General features: G+C 41.1%; 23 protein-coding genes. 22 read left to right on the top strand and 1 reads right to left on the bottom strand.

Translation table 11 applies throughout. The annotated features are described in order from the left end of the window. The first annotated feature begins 50 nt into the window (after positions 1-50). From HNQ85_RS06965 to HNQ85_RS07060, 20 genes are all read left to right on the top strand, one after another. Positions 51-605, top strand: a complete 555-nt coding sequence (locus tag HNQ85_RS06965) for a manganese efflux pump MntP (protein WP_181537038.1) — start codon at positions 51-53, stop codon at positions 603-605. A gap of 219 nt (positions 606-824) precedes the next feature. Further along, on the top strand, positions 825-1,259 hold the full coding sequence (locus HNQ85_RS06970) for a low molecular weight protein arginine phosphatase (RefSeq protein ID WP_181537039.1): 435 nt from the start codon (positions 825-827) through the stop codon (positions 1,257-1,259). A 147-nt stretch (positions 1,260-1,406) separates the two neighbouring features. Continuing rightward, positions 1,407-2,696 (top strand): methyl-accepting chemotaxis protein, encoded by a 1,290-nt coding sequence (locus HNQ85_RS06975; protein ID WP_246326811.1) that lies wholly within the window; start codon positions 1,407-1,409, stop codon positions 2,694-2,696. Positions 2,697-2,893: 197 nt separating this feature from the next. Then, the gene (gene rpiB, locus HNQ85_RS06980; protein WP_181537040.1) at positions 2,894-3,340 is read left to right on the top strand and encodes a ribose 5-phosphate isomerase B; all 447 of its coding nucleotides are present in this window, start codon (positions 2,894-2,896) and stop codon (positions 3,338-3,340) included. Positions 3,341-3,366: 26 nt separating this feature from the next. Continuing rightward, positions 3,367-3,942 carry a TIGR01440 family protein gene (locus HNQ85_RS06985; protein WP_181537041.1) on the top strand — a complete coding sequence of 192 codons (576 nt, stop codon included), beginning with the start codon at positions 3,367-3,369 and terminating at the stop codon, positions 3,940-3,942. 96 nt (positions 3,943-4,038) lie between these two features. Then, positions 4,039-5,277, top strand: a complete 1,239-nt coding sequence (gene glyA / locus HNQ85_RS06990) for a serine hydroxymethyltransferase (RefSeq protein ID WP_181537042.1) — start codon at positions 4,039-4,041, stop codon at positions 5,275-5,277. 145 nt (positions 5,278-5,422) lie between these two features. Further along, a complete protein-coding gene (upp, locus tag HNQ85_RS06995; protein ID WP_181537043.1) occupies positions 5,423-6,052 on the top strand; it encodes a uracil phosphoribosyltransferase in 630 nt (209 codons plus the stop codon). A gap of 300 nt (positions 6,053-6,352) precedes the next feature. Further along, entirely contained in the window at positions 6,353-6,574 is a 222-nt protein-coding gene (locus HNQ85_RS07000; RefSeq protein ID WP_181537044.1) for an AtpZ/AtpI family protein, read from the top strand. A gap of 5 nt (positions 6,575-6,579) precedes the next feature. After that, positions 6,580-6,972: an ATP synthase subunit I gene (locus HNQ85_RS07005; RefSeq protein ID WP_181537045.1), complete on the top strand. Its 393-nt coding sequence runs from the start codon at positions 6,580-6,582 to the stop codon at positions 6,970-6,972. Next, positions 6,972-7,682 carry a F0F1 ATP synthase subunit A gene (atpB, locus tag HNQ85_RS07010; protein WP_181537046.1) on the top strand — a complete coding sequence of 237 codons (711 nt, stop codon included), beginning with the start codon at positions 6,972-6,974 and terminating at the stop codon, positions 7,680-7,682. Before HNQ85_RS07005 ends, atpB begins: the two co-directional genes overlap by 1 nt. 55 nt (positions 7,683-7,737) lie before the next feature. Then, positions 7,738-7,950, top strand: coding sequence for a F0F1 ATP synthase subunit C (gene atpE / locus HNQ85_RS07015; protein ID WP_071460981.1), 213 nt, complete (start codon positions 7,738-7,740; stop codon positions 7,948-7,950). A 462-nt stretch (positions 7,951-8,412) separates the two neighbouring features. Beyond that, positions 8,413-8,928, top strand: coding sequence for a F0F1 ATP synthase subunit B (gene atpF, locus HNQ85_RS07020; protein WP_181537389.1), 516 nt, complete (start codon positions 8,413-8,415; stop codon positions 8,926-8,928). After that, positions 8,925-9,461, top strand: a complete 537-nt coding sequence (locus tag HNQ85_RS07025) for a F0F1 ATP synthase subunit delta (protein WP_181537047.1) — start codon at positions 8,925-8,927, stop codon at positions 9,459-9,461. Before atpF ends, HNQ85_RS07025 begins: the two co-directional genes overlap by 4 nt. Positions 9,462-9,486: 25 nt before the next feature. Next, positions 9,487-10,995 carry a F0F1 ATP synthase subunit alpha gene (atpA, locus tag HNQ85_RS07030; protein ID WP_181537048.1) on the top strand — a complete coding sequence of 503 codons (1,509 nt, stop codon included), beginning with the start codon at positions 9,487-9,489 and terminating at the stop codon, positions 10,993-10,995. Between the two features lie 89 nt (positions 10,996-11,084). Beyond that, entirely contained in the window at positions 11,085-11,942 is an 858-nt protein-coding gene (locus HNQ85_RS07035; RefSeq protein WP_181537049.1) for a F0F1 ATP synthase subunit gamma, read from the top strand. Positions 11,943-11,989: 47 nt separating this feature from the next. Further along, the gene (atpD, locus tag HNQ85_RS07040) at positions 11,990-13,411 is read left to right on the top strand and encodes a F0F1 ATP synthase subunit beta (RefSeq protein WP_181537050.1); all 1,422 of its coding nucleotides are present in this window, start codon (positions 11,990-11,992) and stop codon (positions 13,409-13,411) included. Positions 13,412-13,436: 25 nt separating this feature from the next. Continuing rightward, a complete protein-coding gene (locus HNQ85_RS07045) occupies positions 13,437-13,841 on the top strand; it encodes a F0F1 ATP synthase subunit epsilon (protein WP_181537051.1) in 405 nt (134 codons plus the stop codon). A gap of 392 nt (positions 13,842-14,233) precedes the next feature. Further along, positions 14,234-14,563, top strand: coding sequence for a PadR family transcriptional regulator (locus tag HNQ85_RS07050; protein ID WP_044749359.1), 330 nt, complete (start codon positions 14,234-14,236; stop codon positions 14,561-14,563). Continuing rightward, positions 14,550-15,119 (top strand): HAAS signaling domain-containing protein, encoded by a 570-nt coding sequence (locus tag HNQ85_RS07055; protein WP_044749360.1) that lies wholly within the window; start codon positions 14,550-14,552, stop codon positions 15,117-15,119. Before HNQ85_RS07050 ends, HNQ85_RS07055 begins: the two co-directional genes overlap by 14 nt. Next, complete coding sequence (locus HNQ85_RS07060; protein WP_181537052.1) at positions 15,109-15,972, top strand: DUF4097 family beta strand repeat-containing protein; 864 nt, start codon at positions 15,109-15,111, stop codon at positions 15,970-15,972. Before HNQ85_RS07055 ends, HNQ85_RS07060 begins: the two co-directional genes overlap by 11 nt. 375 nt (positions 15,973-16,347) lie before the next feature. Here HNQ85_RS07060 and HNQ85_RS18045 read toward each other — a convergent pair whose 3' ends face one another. Beyond that, a complete protein-coding gene (locus HNQ85_RS18045) occupies positions 16,348-16,533 on the bottom strand; it encodes a DUF4258 domain-containing protein (protein WP_407638471.1) in 186 nt (61 codons plus the stop codon). A gap of 155 nt (positions 16,534-16,688) precedes the next feature. Between HNQ85_RS18045 and HNQ85_RS07065 the strand changes: the two genes are divergently transcribed. Together HNQ85_RS07065 and HNQ85_RS07070 are read left to right on the top strand one after the other, a co-directional pair. After that, a complete protein-coding gene (locus HNQ85_RS07065; RefSeq protein ID WP_181537053.1) occupies positions 16,689-17,057 on the top strand; it encodes an NADH-quinone oxidoreductase subunit A in 369 nt (122 codons plus the stop codon). After that, positions 17,048-17,560 (top strand): NuoB/complex I 20 kDa subunit family protein, encoded by a 513-nt coding sequence (locus HNQ85_RS07070; protein ID WP_027408015.1) that lies wholly within the window; start codon positions 17,048-17,050, stop codon positions 17,558-17,560. Before HNQ85_RS07065 ends, HNQ85_RS07070 begins: the two co-directional genes overlap by 10 nt.

Here is a 17,560-nt window from a genome sequence, read left to right on the forward strand (position 1 = left end):
TCTTCGGACATGCATATGTTGACAATAAGGCAGGTCCGAGGAGGGGAACCATGGAAACATTAATCGGTGAGTTCATTACATTATGCATGATGGCGTTTGCTTTAGGAATGGACGCCTTTTCGATAGGATTAGGAATGGGACTAATTCGTTTGCGTTTAAAGCAAATTTTTTATATAGGGCTGACGATCGGGATGTTTCATATGTTTATGCCTTTATTTGGTATGTGGCTTGGTCGCTTTTTATCGCAGCAGTTCGGGGCAATCGCTTCTTACATCGGTGGTTTTTTGCTTTTAATTTTAGGAGGGCAAATGGTTGTTTCGTCTTTTAGGAAGGACAATGAGCCGTTTATTTCTCCCTTAGGAATCGGCTTGCTTTTTTTTTCCTTAAGCGTCAGTTTAGATAGTTTTTCGGTTGGTCTTAGTTTAGGGATTTATGGCGCAAGGACAGTATTAGCCATTATGCTGTTCGGTTTGTTCAGCATGGTTCTTACATGGGGCGGTCTTTTGCTTGGTCACAGATTTCAGCAATGGCTTGGAGTGTACAGCGAGGTGTTGGGAGGAAGCATTCTTTTTGCATTCGGGGTTAAATTATTATGTTCTTTCTAGGAGCTGACCCAAACAAAAGTGTCTGACCTCACGCACATGTCATATCATATATTATTCATGGCTCCAATGTTTATTTGAGGGGGACACTTTGCTTGGGTCAGCCTCTTTTTTCATATCCACTATATTTAACAGAAAAATTCCATTATAATATTAATAACATTGTATGGAGCTACTTTTGCAAGATCAACGATGTTTGTCTGTATATAAGGAGTGTTGATGATGGCAAATCATATTTTGTTTGTGTGCACAGGAAATACGTGCCGAAGCCCAATGGCTGCAGCGTTATTAAAAAATAAAAATCTTCCTGGTGTCGAAGTGAAGTCAGCAGGGGTTTTTGCGATGGACGGTAGCGATGCCTCAGAACATGCAAAAACAGTATTAGCGGAAAAAGGGGTGGAGATGGCCCATCAATCCTCGATGTTAACGAAAGAGCATGTAGAGTGGGCGACATATATTTTGACCATGACAGAAGGACACAAACAACATGTGATTAGCCGCTTTCCGGAAGCGAAGGATAAAACATTTACCTTAAAAGAATTTGTCTTGGGGGAAAGCGGGGATATATTTGATCCTTTTGGTGGCTCTGTAGAGACGTATCGTCAAACAAGGGAGGAGTTGGAACAGTTAATTGAACAGTTGGCAAATAAATTATAGAAAATAAGCCGAAAAAACGATTAGATGATTGGTTAGAACACGTCTTGTTTTGGACGAGGCTTAATGATATCGAATCATAACGGATGTTATTATCGCTCTGCTTGGTGTTATCTAGTGATAAGCCAAGCATACATAGGGGGATTTAAGATGCAGGAGAAAATGGGATATAGATTTAGCTTACGTTTAAAGCTTGTTGCGTTTACAACGATATTAGCCGTGATTACTTATTCAACGAGTGCATTTTATATCTATTATCTGTATGATTTTGTATCTCATCTAATCAGTGAACATCTCTTTACAATTATCACTCTATTATTAGGTGTTTTTTGGTCGGGGGTGTTGGCGTATTTTGCCGCCGGTTTCATTACGAAACCATTAAAGGAGCTTGAACAAGTGGCAATGAAGGCAGCTAATGGACAAATTAACGAAGATGTGCCTGTTTCAAAATCTGATGATGAAATTCGTTCATTAGGCTTGGCTTTTAATGAAATGCTTCACAATTTGCGCTCAATAGTGAAAAATATTGAAAAAAACTTTGAGAATACAAATCAGAAAGTTATGGAGATTACGAAAGCTTCTAGTGTGGCAGTGGAGCAATCAGAAAACATTGCCCGTACGATTGAAGAAATTTCTAAGGGAGCTGATCATTCAGCCGTTTCGATGCAGACGACAGCCGAATCAGTAGATGATCTATTGCGAATCGCGAATCAAGTACAGCAAAAAGCGCAGCAGTCAGAACAATTGTCTGTTGAGATGGTTGAAACATTAGATACAAGCAAACAAGTCATTCATTCACTTGTTACAGGTATTCAAAATTTGGCGAAAAACAATCAGGCTTCGTTACAGTCCGTTCACCGTTTGGAGCAGCATGCAAAAGAAGTGGAAAATATTATCTCGCTTGTCGGGGATATTGCCGGACAAACGAATTTATTAGCCTTAAACGCTTCGATTGAAGCAGCGCGTGCCGGGGAGCATGGCAAAGGGTTCGCGGTTGTTGCTGAAGAAGTGCGCAAGTTGGCGGATGAAAGCGCGAAGGCCGTCCAAGGAATTTCAGAGCTGATACAAAACATTCAACAGGAAGTTACCCGTGTTGTTGTGCAAATGAATGAGCAAGTAAAATTAGCCAACGAGGAAGCGGCGAAAGGAAGCGACACAAACCGTGCCATTACTGAGATGACGCATTCGATTCATGAAGTTGCTAATGCAGTCAAACAAATTGCCAAACTTGTCGAACAGCAAATGGAGCATATTGAGCGTACTTCCATTCAGTCGCAAGAAGTAGCGGCCATCGCTGAAGAAACATCGGCGGGGGCGCTTGAAGTGACAACGACAACACAAGAACAAACAGCCATGATTAATCATGTCAATGAGCTTGCTCAACAGTTGGCAGAGCAGGCTGAAAAATTAAAACACACCATTGAACGTTTTTCATTATAATAGGCTGTCATGAAACATCATCAGTGGCAGAACATCCTTTTTTGCTAAGCAAAGAGGCAGCAGCTGATGGGATAAAATAAACAATAAAAGCTGAAATTAATGAAAAAGCCGCCTTCTATCATTTAAAATGAAAAGAAGGGCGGCTTTTTCTAAAAGAGCATTCCCGTGCAGCGATATCAATGAAGGAGGAAAAAAGAATGAAAGTAGCCATTGCTTCCGATCATGGCGGGGTCAATATTCGTGAAGAAATAAAAAAACTGATGGACGAAATGGGCATCGAATATATTGATTTAGGCTGTGAATGCGGCACATCCGTAGATTATCCTGATTATGCGATTCCTGTAGCGGAAAAAGTGGCTAGAGGCGAAGTGGACCGCGGAATTTTAATTTGCGGTACAGGTATTGGCATGAGTATTGCCGCTAACAAAGTCAAGGGAGTTCGTTGCGCCCTCGTTCATGATGTATTCAGTGCAAGAGCGACGCGCGAACATAACGACAGCAATGTATTGGCGATGGGAGAGCGCGTCATTGGCCCAGGATTAGCCCGAGAAATTGCAAAAGTATGGCTCACAACGGAATATGAAGGCGGTCGTCACGAAAATCGCTTAAATAAAATTAAAAAGTACGAAGAAGAAAATTTATAAATCATTTTGTTGAGGGGGAATGAAGAATGTCTGCTGATTTACAACAATGGAAGCAGCAATGGCAAACGATTTTGCAAGAGTTTCGTAAGCAAGTTCCCCTCTCTTCTGAGCAAATTGTTGTCATCGGCTGCAGCACGAGCGAAGTCATCGGTCAAAAGATTGGCACAGCTGGCACAACGGAAGTGGCGGAAATGCTGTTTAATGAACTGAAAAAGCTACAAGAAGAAACAGGGGTACAGCTCGCTTTTCAGTGCTGTGAGCATCTCAACCGCGCTTTGGTTGTAGAAAAGAAAACAGCCGTCGAGAATAAGCTGGAGATTGTATCGGTCATTCCGGTGCGTTCAGCGGGAGGCGCGATGGCTGAATATGCGTACCATCACTTGCAAGAGCCGGTTGTTGTCGAATTTATTAAGGCGGATGCAGGTATTGACATCGGTGATACGCTCATCGGTATGCATTTGAAGCATGTCGCTGTACCGGTTCGTACGTCATTGAAACAAGTTGGACATGCCCATGTTACCTTGGCGAAGACAAGACCGAAATTGATTGGTGGCGCGAGAGCGGTTTATTCATTAGAAAATCCGAATATATCATGCAGTTAATAAGAATTTTGTTCACTTTTTTCTTTTAAAAAGCGGTAAAAAGCTGTTAAAATAGAAGGGAATATTCGAATATTTCATAAAAAGGGGGAGCCGGCGATGAATTACTTGCCACAGCAAGATCCGCAAGTTTTTCAAGCGATTCAAAATGAATTAAAAAGACAGCAAACAAAAATTGAGTTAATTGCTTCTGAAAACTTTGTCAGCCGTGCAGTCATGGAGGCGCAAGGTTCTGTATTAACAAACAAATATGCAGAAGGATATCCTGGCCGTCGTTATTATGGTGGCTGCGAACATGTCGATGTCGTGGAAGATTTGGCACGTGAACGGGCGAAGCAATTGTTTGGCGCAGAACATGTGAACGTTCAACCACATTCTGGCGCTCAAGCGAACATGGCTGTTTATTTTACTGTTCTTGAGCATGGGGATACAGTGCTTGGCATGAATTTGTCCCACGGCGGTCACTTAACACATGGAAGCCCGGTGAATTTCAGCGGTATTCAATATAATTTCGTTGAATATGGTGTAGATCCAGAAACGCACACCATTAATTATGATGATGTGTTGGAAAAAGCGCGCTTACATAAACCAAAATTAATTGTAGCTGGTGCAAGCGCATATCCTCGCGTCATTGACTTTAAACGTTTCCGCGAAATTGCCGATGAAGTTGGTGCTTATTTAATGGTGGATATGGCGCATATCGCAGGTCTTGTTGCGGCAGGTCTTCATCCTAACCCTGTGCCTTATGCGCATTTTGTCACGACGACAACGCACAAAACATTGCGTGGACCGCGCGGCGGCATGATTCTTTGCAAAGAGGAATTTGCAAAGCAAATTGACAAGGCCATCTTTCCAGGTATCCAAGGGGGGCCGTTAATGCATGTCATTGCGGCAAAAGCAGTGGCGCTTGGCGAAGCGTTGCAAGATAGCTTTAAAACATATGCACAAAACATTGTGAACAATGCAAAACGTTTAGCAGAATCGTTAATGAAAGAAGGCTTTACACTTGTTTCCGGCGGCACGGACAACCATTTATTATTAATCGATTTACGTTCATTAAATTTAACAGGTAAAGTCGCGGAAAAAGTGCTTGATGAAGTTGGGATCACTGTAAACAAAAATACAATTCCATACGATCCAGAAAGCCCGTTTGTTACAAGTGGCATTCGCATCGGAACAGCAGCTGTAACAAGCCGAGGTTTTGGTCTTGAAGAAATGGACGAAATCGCTAGCATCATCGCTTTAACATTGAAAAACATCGACAACGAAGAAAAACTGGAAGAAGCAAGAAAACGCGTCGCTGCCCTTACGGAGAAGTTCCCTCTTTATGGGGTCTGACCCCCGATGCGTTAAAGTATTAAAGAGGCTGTTTGAGACAGCCTCTTTTTTTACAATTTTTTGCTGTTTTCGACACGATTGTTGAACAAGTTTGTCTTTTTCGGTAGAATTTAATGAAGTGTAAATTGAAAAAAGGAGAGATACGATGGGCAAAGTATACGTTTTTGATCATCCACTTATTCAGCATAAACTTACATATATTCGCGACAAACAAACGGGAACAAAGGAATTTCGCGAGCTTGTAGAAGAAGTAGCAACGTTAATGGCGTTTGAAATTACACGCGACCTTCCTCTTGAAGAAGTGGAAATCGAAACGCCGGTCAGCAAGGCAAAATCAAAAGTCATTGCTGGAAAGAAACTTGGTATTATCCCGATTTTACGGGCAGGGATTGGTATGGTAGACGGAATTTTAAAACTGATTCCAGCTGCCAAGGTAGGACACATTGGTTTATATCGCGACCCGGAAACATTAAAGCCGGTTGAGTATTATGTAAAATTGCCGACAGATGTCGAAGAACGCGATTTTATCGTTGTTGATCCGATGCTGGCAACAGGAGGCTCCGCTGTGGAAGCGATTCATTCTTTGAAAAAACGCGGGGCAAAAAACATTAAGTTTATGTGTTTAATTGCCGCACCAGAAGGAGTAGAAGCAGTCAAACAAGCTCATCCTGACGTCGATATTTATATCGCAGCATTAGATGAAAAATTAAATGACCACGGCTATATTGTTCCGGGTCTCGGCGATGCGGGCGACCGTCTATTTGGTACAAAATAACCCCATCGTTGATCATCTCTCGTGCATAGAGCGAACGCTAAGTGTCAAAGGCGCTTAGCGTTTTTTTATGGGAAAAACCATTATAACAATAAGAAAAGAAAAATTCATTAATAAATTGTGACAATTTATTAACAATTATAGGAGATTATTTACTTTTTTCATCGTAAACACATTGACATTGCCGGGTCCCTATTGTATGCTTACAAGGGATAATAATGATAAGGTTTTCATAACGTTAGAAAATAAGTTTTATTCCTCTAATTTTTCATGAAATTAGATTTAAGTGAGGATTATCGATTTATGCGCCCAAATCAACGCCATCCTCTTCAAGCAATCGGCTTGATGTCCGCAATTGCATCCCAGTTGGTCGGTTCGATTTTAGTCGGCATATTCGGCGGCAGATGGATCGATCGACAGTTTGATACGGAGCCTCTCTTTTTAATTATTGGGTTACTGCTTGGACTTGCTACAGGTGTATATGCCGTGTTACGAACAGTTCGTCAATATTTTTCAGGAGACTAAGCTACATGGAAGAACTTCAGCAAATGTTTCAAAGGCAGCGAAAATATATGTTTTATTTGCTATCCCTTTATACATTAGGCTGGGGTTTTACGCAGTATAAAACGATATTTTTAAGCTTGATTCTTGGCACGACCATCAGCTTTTACGGGCTATGGATATTAGCAAGAAAGACGAACCGTTTCGGACAGGCAGTTATCGAAGGGAAAAAAGTCAGCTCTCTCGGTACATTTTCACGTATGGCTGCGGCAGGATTGGCAGTGTTGATTGTGATGCGTTATCCTCAAGATTTCTCCATGATTCCGATGGTATTGGGATTAATGACATCTTATTTTGTCATTATAATAGATTATTTTCTCCAAAAAATACGCAAAAGCGGTGGGAAGAGAGGTGAGTACTAGTGCATCACGGAGCTCCAACAGCTGAATTTTTAGGCCTTACTTTCAACTTAGCTAATATCTTAATGATTACTGTCACATCTGTTATTGTCTTTATCATTGCTGTTTTAGCAACCCGCAACTTGTCGATGAAACCGACAGGAATGCAAAACTTCCTTGAATGGGTTATGGACTTTGTGAAAAATATCATCAAAAGCAACATGGATTGGAAAACAGGCGGACGCTTCCACGTGCTTGGGCTAACATTAATCATGTACATTTTCGTAGCCAATATGCTTGGTCTTCCGTTTTCCGTTGTGATTGACGGAGAATTATGGTGGAAGTCGCCGACAGCTGACCCAGTTGTCACACTAACACTTGCAACAATGGTTGTAGCACTATCCCACTACTATGGCATTAAGCTACATGGCTTTGGTCATTATGCAAAAGGTTTCGTTACTCCGATGTGGATCTTATTCCCACTTAAAATTATCGAAGAATTCGCTAACACATTAACGCTTGGTCTGCGTCTTTACGGTAACATTTTCGCAGGTGAAATTTTGCTGAGCCTGCTTGCAGGTGGTTTAGCGACAGGTGTTGGCGGAACGATTGCGGCAATCATTCCGACGATTGCATGGCAAGGTTTCAGTATTTTCGTTGGTGCGATTCAAGCATTTATTTTCACAATGTTAACAATGGTTTATATGGCACACAAAGTGAGTCATGACCATTAATTTATAAAACCAATTCAATAAATTTTAATAAATATTTTAAAGGAGGACTTTTAACATGGGTTTATTAGCAGCTGCAATTGCTATCGGTTTAGCTGCACTTGGTGCAGGTATTGGTAACGGTTTAATCGTATCTCGTACAGTTGAAGGTATCGCTCGTCAGCCAGAAGCTCGCGGTATGCTTCAAACAACAATGTTCATCGGGGTTGCATTAGTAGAGGCGATTCCAATCATCGCGGTAGTTATCGCATTCATGGTTTTAGGTCGATAAGACAAGCCGAAGCGCCGCGCTTTGCTTATTGCGCAGCAACATGCTGTCTGCATGGTCAAGCTGAGCGCTTGGGCAGGATGACCTGAAAATTTCATACGATGATGAACAAAAATCGTTCAACAATGGCGAAGATCATTCCATGAGAACCTTCGCCATTCCTTTATGTTCATATGGAATCAACACCATTACAAGTAGTAACAAACCACGAAAGTCTGTGACTGAGTGAGCAGATTGAAATGGTCAAACGGTTTTGAAACCAAGCCGACAGAGCGAATGGATTCGAGGGAGTCCTTGCTCATGAAAGTTTAGTGGAACAAGAGTGAGAGTCTGTAGAAAATACAGAAAAAACTCTTGCGCACACTAGAACCTTCCGACTATAGTCGTGCAGAGGTTCAGTTCACATCAGCAACTAACTTGAAGTGAAGGCGACTCTTGAAGGGAGTGAAACGAGCGGTGTTAAACATGTTTGTATTAGGCGCTGGAGCTGCACATAGCGGATTCAACGGCGGCGATATTCTTTTCCAGTTAATCACGTTTTTAGTGTTGTTAGCATTGCTCCGTAAATATGCGTTTGGTCCATTGATGGGCGTCATGAAACAACGCGAAGAGCATATCGCTAACGAAATTGAGCAGGCAGAAAAGCATCATCAAGAAGCGAAAAAGCTTGCAGAAGAGCAACGCGAATTAATGAAAAAATCTCGTCAAGAAGCACAAGAATTAATTGAAAACGCACGTAAACTTGGTGAAGAGCAAAAAGAACAAATCATCGCGGCAGCTCGTGCAGAAGCAGAGCGCTTAAAAGAGGCTGCGAAAAAAGAAATCGAGCAGGAGAAAGAGCAAGCTGTTGCTGCATTGCGTCAGCAAGTCGCATCTTTATCTGTGTTAATTGCCTCTAAAGTAATTGAAAAAGAGTTAACTGAGCAAGATCAAGCGAAGCTGATCCAGGAGTACATTCAAGAGGTAGGAGAAGGGCGATGAACAAAGAAGTCGTAGCAAAACGATATGCCTTGGCTCTTTTTCAAATTGCGAAAGAACAACAGCTCCTTGATCAGTTGGAAGAAGAAATTCGTATCGTACAGCAAGTATTTGCAGAAAACAAACAATTTGTAGATGTGTTAAAACACCCTAAGTTAGCGGTGCAAAAGAAGAAAGCGTTGTTACAAGAAATATTCTCGTCTTTATCAACGCCTCTATTCAATACATTGATGATTTTGCTTGACCGTCATCGCATTGAAATCGTTCCAGAGCTTACAAACGAATTTATTGCTCTTGCAAACGAAGAACGCGGTGTTGCCGAAGCGACTGTTTATTCTGTTCGCCCGTTAACAGAAGATGAAAAGCAAGCGCTCTCTGAAACTTTTGCGAAGAAAATCGGCAAAGCAACGCTCCGCATTAACAACGTTATTGATCCAAGTTTAATCGGTGGTGTGAAGCTTCGCATCGGTCATCGCATTTATGACGGCAGCGTCAGCGGAAAATTAGAAAGACTAGAGCGTCAATTAATTGGCTAAAGATTTGTAGATAGGGGTGAAATGCATGAGCATCAAAGCTGAAGAAATTAGCGCGCTGATAAAAAAGCAAATTGAAAACTATCAGTCTGAAATCCAAATGAGCGATGTAGGTACAGTTATCCAAATTGGTGACGGTATCGCTCGTGCTCATGGCCTCGACAATGTTATGTCTGGGGAGCTTGTTGAGTTTTCAAATGGTGTCATGGGTATGGCACTGAACCTTGAAGAAAACAACGTTGGTATCGTTATTTTAGGACCATACACAGATATTAAAGAAGGCGACGAAGTTCGTCGTACTGGCCGTATCATGGAAGTTCCTGTAGGCGAAGCATTGATTGGTCGCGTTGTGAACCCATTAGGACAACCTGTTGACGGTTTAGGTCCAATCGAAACAACAGAAACTCGTCCAATCGAAAGCCCAGCTCCTGGTGTAATGGATCGTAAATCTGTACATGAGCCATTACAAACAGGTATTAAAGCAATTGACGCGCTTGTGCCAATCGGTCGCGGTCAGCGTGAGTTAATTATCGGAGACCGTCAAACTGGTAAAACATCTGTTGCGATTGACACGATTATTAACCAAAAAGATCAAAACATGATTTGTATCTACGTGGCAATCGGACAAAAAGAATCAACGGTTCGTAACGTAGTAGAAACATTACGCAAACACGGTGCATTAGACTACACAATCGTTGTAACGGCTTCTGCATCACAACCAGCTCCATTGCTATTCTTAGCTCCATATGCTGGGGTAACAATGGGTGAATACTTCATGTATAAAGGGCAGCACGTGCTTGTTGTATACGATGATTTATCTAAGCAAGCAGCTGCTTACCGTGAGCTTTCTCTATTATTACGTCGTCCACCAGGCCGTGAAGCATATCCAGGTGACGTTTTCTACTTGCACTCTCGTCTTTTAGAGCGCGCTGCAAAATTAAGCGACGCAAAAGGTGCAGGTTCATTAACGGCGTTACCATTCGTTGAAACACAAGCAGGTGACATCTCTGCTTACATTCCAACGAACGTCATCTCAATTACGGACGGACAAATTTTCTTACAATCTGACTTATTCTTCTCTGGCGTACGTCCAGCTATTAACGCAGGTCTTTCTGTATCACGCGTTGGTGGTGCAGCACAAATCAAAGCGATGAAAAAAGTAGCAGGTATGCTTCGTCTTGACTTAGCTGCTTACCGTGAACTTGAGGCGTTCGCTCAATTCGGTTCGGACCTTGATAAAGCAACACAAGCGAAACTTGCTCGTGGTGCTCGTACAGTAGAGGTATTAAAACAAGGATTACATGAGCCGCTTCCAGTTGAAAAACAAGTTGCGATTCTTTATGCGTTAACACGTGGATTCTTAGACGATATTCCAGTTGAAGATATCCGTCGTTTCGAAAAAGAATTTTATCAATGGTTAGATCACAATCGTAAAGAATTGCTTGACCATATTCGTACAACAAAAGATCTTCCAAACGAAGAAGACTTTAACAACGCGATTAAAGAGTTCAAGAAAACGTTTGTTGTTTCTGAGTAAAATAGCATAGGAACAGAAGGGGACACTTCTTCTGTTCCGCTTCTCCTTTACGTGAAAATAGATTCAGCGCAAAAAGGTGGTGAAAACCTTTGGCATCATTACGCGATATAAAAACGAGAATTAACGCAACAAAGAAAACGAGCCAAATCACGAAAGCGATGGAAATGGTTTCTGCTTCTAAGTTAAACCGCGCTGAAAACAATGCGAAATCATTCGTTCCTTATATGGAAAAAATTCAAGATGTTGTTGCGAGCGTCGCGCTTGGAAGCTCTAACGCAAACCATCCAATGTTAGTGAAACGCCCGGTGAAAAAGACAGGCTATTTAGTTATCACATCGGATCGTGGCTTAGCTGGTGCATATAACAGCAACGTTCTCCGCACGGTTTACCAGACCATTCAAAAACGGCATAAATCAACGGATGAATATGCAGTCATTGCGATTGGTCGTGTCGGATTAAGCTTTTTCACGAAGCGCAATATTCCAGTGGTATTAAATATTACAGGACTGCCTGATCAGCCGTCATTCGCGGATATTAAGCGAATCGCCAGCCAAACAGTGAACATGTTTGCCGATGGCACGTTTGACGAGTTGTATATGTATTACAACCATTATGTAAGCGCGATTCAACAAGATGTAACGGAGAAAAAACTGTTGCCGTTAACGGATTTGGCGGCAAACAAAAAATTAACTTCTTATGAATTTGAGCCTTCACAAGAGGAAATTTTAGAAGTGCTCTTACCGCAATATGCGGAAAGTTTAATTTACGGTGCGTTATTAGATGCAAAGGCAAGTGAACATGCAGCGCGTATGACAGCGATGAAAAACGCAACAGACAACGCAAAAGAGCTCATTCGCACGCTTACGCTTTCATACAACCGCGCTCGGCAAGCAGCCATTACACAAGAAATTACGGAAATCGTTGCAGGAGCGAATGCGTTGCAATAGTGATAGCTGCATAATTTGTTTTGACTAGCAAGTTAGGAGGGAAAACGATGGCAAAAGGACGCGTTCTTCAAGTTATGGGTCCAGTTGTAGACGTTAAGTTCGAAAACGGACATCTTCCTGCGATTTACAACGCCCTTAAAATCCAACATAAAGCGCGCAACGAAAACGAAGTCGATGTTGACTTAACATTAGAAGTTGCCCTTCACCTTGGTGATGATACAGTTCGTACAATTGCGATGGCATCTACGGACGGATTGATTCGTGGCATGGAAGTGATCGATACAGGTGCGCCAATTTCCGTTCCAGTAGGTGAAGTAACACTTGGTCGTGTATTTAACGTATTAGGTGAACCAATCGATTTAGGCGAGGAAATCCCAGCTGACGCACGTCGCGATTCTATCCATAAGCAAGCGCCTAAGTTCGAGGAACTTTCAACACAAGTTGAAATTCTTGAAACAGGTATTAAAGTAGTAGACCTTCTTGCTCCATACATTAAAGGTGGAAAAATCGGTCTATTCGGTGGTGCGGGTGTAGGTAAAACCGTTCTTATCCAAGAGCTTATTAACAACATCGCTCAAGAGCACGGCGGTATCTCTGTATTCGCGGGTGTAGGTGAACGTACTCGTGAAGGTAACGACCTTTACCATGAAATGAAAGATTCCGGCGTAATTAACAAAACAGCGATGGTATTCGGACAAATGAACGAGCCGCCTGGAGCACGTATGCGCGTTGCGTTAACAGGTTTGACAATGGCAGAATATTTCCGTGATGAGCAAGGCCAAGACGTATTGTTCTTCATTGACAACATTTTCCGCTTCACGCAAGCAGGTTCTGAGGTATCTGCGTTATTAGGACGTATGCCGTCTGCGGTAGGTTACCAGCCAACACTTGCGACAGAAATGGGTCAATTACAAGAACGTATCACATCAACAGCTGTAGGTTCGGTAACATCGATCCAAGCGATTTACGTACCAGCGGACGACTATACTGACCCAGCTCCGGCAACAACGTTCGCGCACTTAGATGCGACAACAAACTTAGAGCGTAAATTAGCAGAAATGGGTATTTACCCTGCGGTAGACCCACTTGCATCTACTTCTCGTGCGCTTTCACCGGAAATCGTTGGAGAAGAGCATTACCAAGTGGCACGTAAAGTACAACAAACTTTACAACGTTATAAAGAATTGCAAGATATCATTGCGATTCTTGGTATGGATGAGCTTTCTGATGAAGACAAACTTGTCGTACATCGCGCTCGTCGTATTCAATTCTTCTTATCACAAAACTTCCACGTTGCAGAGCAATTTACAGGTCAACCTGGTTCTTACGTGCCTATTAAAGAAACAGTTCGCGGCTTCAAAGAAATTCTTGAAGGTAAATACGACCATCTTCCTGAAGATGCTTTCCGCTTAGTAGGGCGCATTGAAGAAGTCGTTGAAAGAGCGAAGCAAATGGGCGTAGAAGTTTAATTTTGGGACCTAGGAGGTATTTTAAATGAAGACGATTAAAGTCAGTGTAGTTACTCCTGATGGCCCAGTGTATGAAGCAGATGTGGAAATGGTAAGCGCGAAAGCACAAAGCGGTGAACTTGGCATTTTGCCGGGGCACATTCCGATGGTCACTCCGCTAAACATTGGAGCTGTACGGTTAAAAAAGGGAGGCAACACTGAGTTAGTCGCAGTTAGTGGAGGCTTCCTTGAAGTTCGCCCAGATCAAGTAACCATTTTAGCGCAAGCGGCAGAAAAAGCAGAGGACATCGATGTTGAGCGCGCGAAGGCAGCGAAAGAACGCGCTGAGCGACGTTTACAAAGCAAACAAGAAGATGTCGATTTCAAACGTGCAGAGCTTGCTTTAAAACGGGCAATTAACCGCTTAAACGTAGCGGGTGCACGCGACTAATTATATGATGATAAGGAAGGGGCTGACCCAAAAGGAATTAAAAATTTCCTTTAAGGGGTCGCCCTTCTTATTTTGCAAAAAATATAAAAGAGAATCGCTCCATTTGATAAAATTGTTCTTTGCGATGGGCTCTTTGTCCTTGTTTAACCGCTCGAATAGAGGCAACTGGAGATTCAGTGATTGCAATGCCAAGGTTTTTCTTCTGTTTGATGCTTATATGATAAATCCTCATTTTCCTAGCCTTAACCTCTACCTATCATGTCAAATAATTTATAAACACTACCTTGCAATAAAAGATACTGAGTGATATATTATATTTGCCGGCTACATTTTACAGATTGGTACTGAATAATGAAAGGTAGTGGATAATATATGGATAGGGTGATGAAACATTGAACGTACAATTTAAAAAAGGTGTACTAGAGCTTTGTGTGCTTGTGCTATTGGATAAACAGGATCGGTACGGATACGAGCTAGTACAGAAGATTTCTGATCAAATTGAAATATCGGAAGGATCTATATATCCATTATTGAGAAGGTTAACGAAAGAAGGGTATTTCACAACGTATTTACAAGAATCGAGTGAGGGCCCTTCAAGGAAGTACTATAAACTTACAAATAAAGGAAGAAAGTATTTATACCAACTTATTGATGAATGGAACGAATTTTCCAATGGAGTGAATCAATTGATTAAGGAAGGTGTGAACCATGACGAAAGATAAATTTTTACAACAACTAAATGACTCCTTAAAACGATTATCTGAAAAAGAACGTGCAGATATTTTACAAGACTATGAAGAACATTTTACTTTCGGATTAGAGGAAGGAAAAACCGAAGAAGAAATTGCGGCATCATTAGGTTCTCCATCTCAAATAGCAAAAGAGATATTGGCAGATTATCATCTTGACAAAGTAACGACGAGTGCGACGCTAGGAAATATGTTCCGTGCAATTTGGGCAGTAATTGGATTAGGTTTTTTCAATTTAGTAATTGTTTTTGCGCCTGCCATTGCATTAGCAGCATTCATTTTTTCGGGTTGGGTGATGGGAATATCACTTATAGCCTCCCCGCTTCTCGTTATTATTGATGCTATTTTACATCCAAGTGCATTTACATTAAAACTCTTTAATCTTTTCGTTTCTTTAGCACTTTGTGGTATTGGATATTTCATTGTAATCGGTATGTTATTTGTAACGAAACTAGCTAAAAACGGATTTGTTCGCTATTTAAAGTTTAATGTAGCGCTAGTGAAAGGTGGTTTAAAGCATGATCAATAAAAAGAAACTCTCCATCATTGCAGGTATTCTTTTCATTATTGGTATTGCTGGAAGTCTAATCACTTATCGTTTTGTTGCCCCAGAACCTTTCTCAGAAGAAAAGGTCATCAACAATAAGCAAGTATCAATCGTTAATATAGATACTGATAATGTTCGTGTTAACATTTCTCCTGCAACAGATAATATGGTGAAAGTGACATTAGATGGAAAAACTTCCTATAACATAGAAAGATCATTCGCTAGTAACGTTAAAGATTCAACTCTTTTTATTACTTATAATGAAAAGCAACGCAGCTGGATCAACTTAGACATTTTTGATGTATTAGAACCAATAACATTGAATGTTTATTTACCTGAAAAACAGTATGACTCATTAAAAGTTTCCAGTGATAATGGCTACATTTTTGTCAAACAATTAAAGGTAACACATTTTGATATAAATACAGACAATGGGCGTGTTGAATTGAAAGATATCTATTCACAAAATATTCATGCAGAATCAAACAATGGACGTATGGACTTGAAAGACATAATGGCACAAAATATTCAGGTGAAAACGGATAATGGAAGAATTATACTTGATCGTGTTGAGGGAAAACTTGAAGGGAAAACTAATAACGGAAGCATCTCTCTTATAACAGAAGAACTTGATCGAAATATCAATTTTGATACGAATAATGGAAGTATCTCGATTAAAACTGAAAAAGAGCCAACGAATGTTCAATTCAATGTCTCCGTCGGCAATGGAAAAGTGAATATCCTGAATAAATATAATGGGAATGCTGTTATCGGAAATGGAGAAAACCTTATAATGCTAACCACTCATAACGGAAGTATTTCAGTGCTAAAATAATTTATTTACAATTCAGAGGGAGAATGGAAAATCTAAATCAATTTGGTCTAAAATCATTCATCTTCATTCGATATAGTCATGACCAGCTCTGAAATGATGTTGCTGCTCAAAATATAACGTCGTATTGAAATCCGGGGACGTAAAAAAATTGATTTGAATGGAGAAAATATTCACATTCAAGCAGACAGTGGGAACATAGGCTTATCAAAAATAGTTTCAAATAAAATTGTAAGTAACATAGATATTGGCGACATGAATCTAATACGGGTAAGTCCAAAAACAGCCATATAGATGTATGAAAAGGAAGCGTAGAGTTAAGCTATTTCTAGGTCTAATTCCAGCTTTCCATTTATAGGGTGGAGCGGTTCTTCTAAATCAAATTGAGCAATCTAAATCTTTGTTTTCTGCGATAACTACCACTATAGGATGATGATCTTTCCCTTGTACGATATATTTCAATGTCTGCCGTTCGTATGGTACTTCCACAATTTGACCATTCATAATCGCGGCAACGAGATCAACTTTTGAATATCTCCGTTGCCCCCTCCGCTTCTTTTTTATGTCCGTATGACGTTAGGCGCTCGCCTCCGCTTTTCTTGCCTACGGTTGGTCGACACTACTGGATATAAATGTTATAATGGTATCGGTTACATTGTCTTAATTATGAGACCATTTTGAAAAGTTTGATTAAGTCAACAAAGGGGGCAGATGTCACGTTGTTAAATGTGTATCTTAATAACTATTTAATCGTGTTTGTCTTTTTATGTTTAGGTATTTTGCTTCCAGTTATAGCGCTTACAGCGGGGCGCTTTTTACGGCCGCATGCGCCGAATGTTGTGAAGCAAACGACGTATGAAAGCGGGATTGAACCGTTTCATGATTCACGCGTTCAATTTAATGTACGCTACTACATTTTTGCCCTTTTATTTGTCATTTTTGATGTAGAAACCGTATTTTTATATCCTTGGGCCGTAGCGTATGATAAGCTAGGTTTGTTTGCTCTGATTGAGATGTTGATTTTTGTCATCATGCTTGTGATTGGACTCGTGTATGCTTGGAAGAAGAAGGTGTTAAAATGGATGTAAAATTATTGAATGTACCTGAAGAAGAAATGGAAGAGCTGAGACGAAACGTCTTTTTGACAACGCTTGAACAGTTAAAGGCGTGGGCAAGAAGCAATTCGTTATGGCCGTTAACATTTGGGCTTGCTTGCTGTGCAATTGAAATGATGGGAGTCGGTTCTTCACATTATGATTTGGACCGTTTTGGCTCCTTCTTCCGTACGTCCCCTCGCCAATCTGACGTCATGATTGTATCGGGGACGGTCACGAAAAAAATGGCACCGATTGTTCGCCGTTTATATGATCAGATGCCTGAACCGAAATGGGTGATTGCGATGGGCTCTTGTGCCACAGCAGGAGGTCCATATGTCAAATCATATTGCGTCGTCAAAGGTGTCGACCAAATTGTACCGGTTGACGTCTATATCCCGGGCTGTCCACCTAACCCAGCGGCCTTAATTTACGGAATTAATAAATTAAAAGAAAAAATTCGTTATGAAGCAAAGACAGGGAAGAAGGTGCTGTAA

The organism is [Anoxybacillus] calidus (genome assembly GCF_013760845.1).
Taxonomy (GTDB): domain Bacteria; phylum Bacillota; class Bacilli; order Bacillales; family Anoxybacillaceae; genus Paranoxybacillus; species Paranoxybacillus calidus.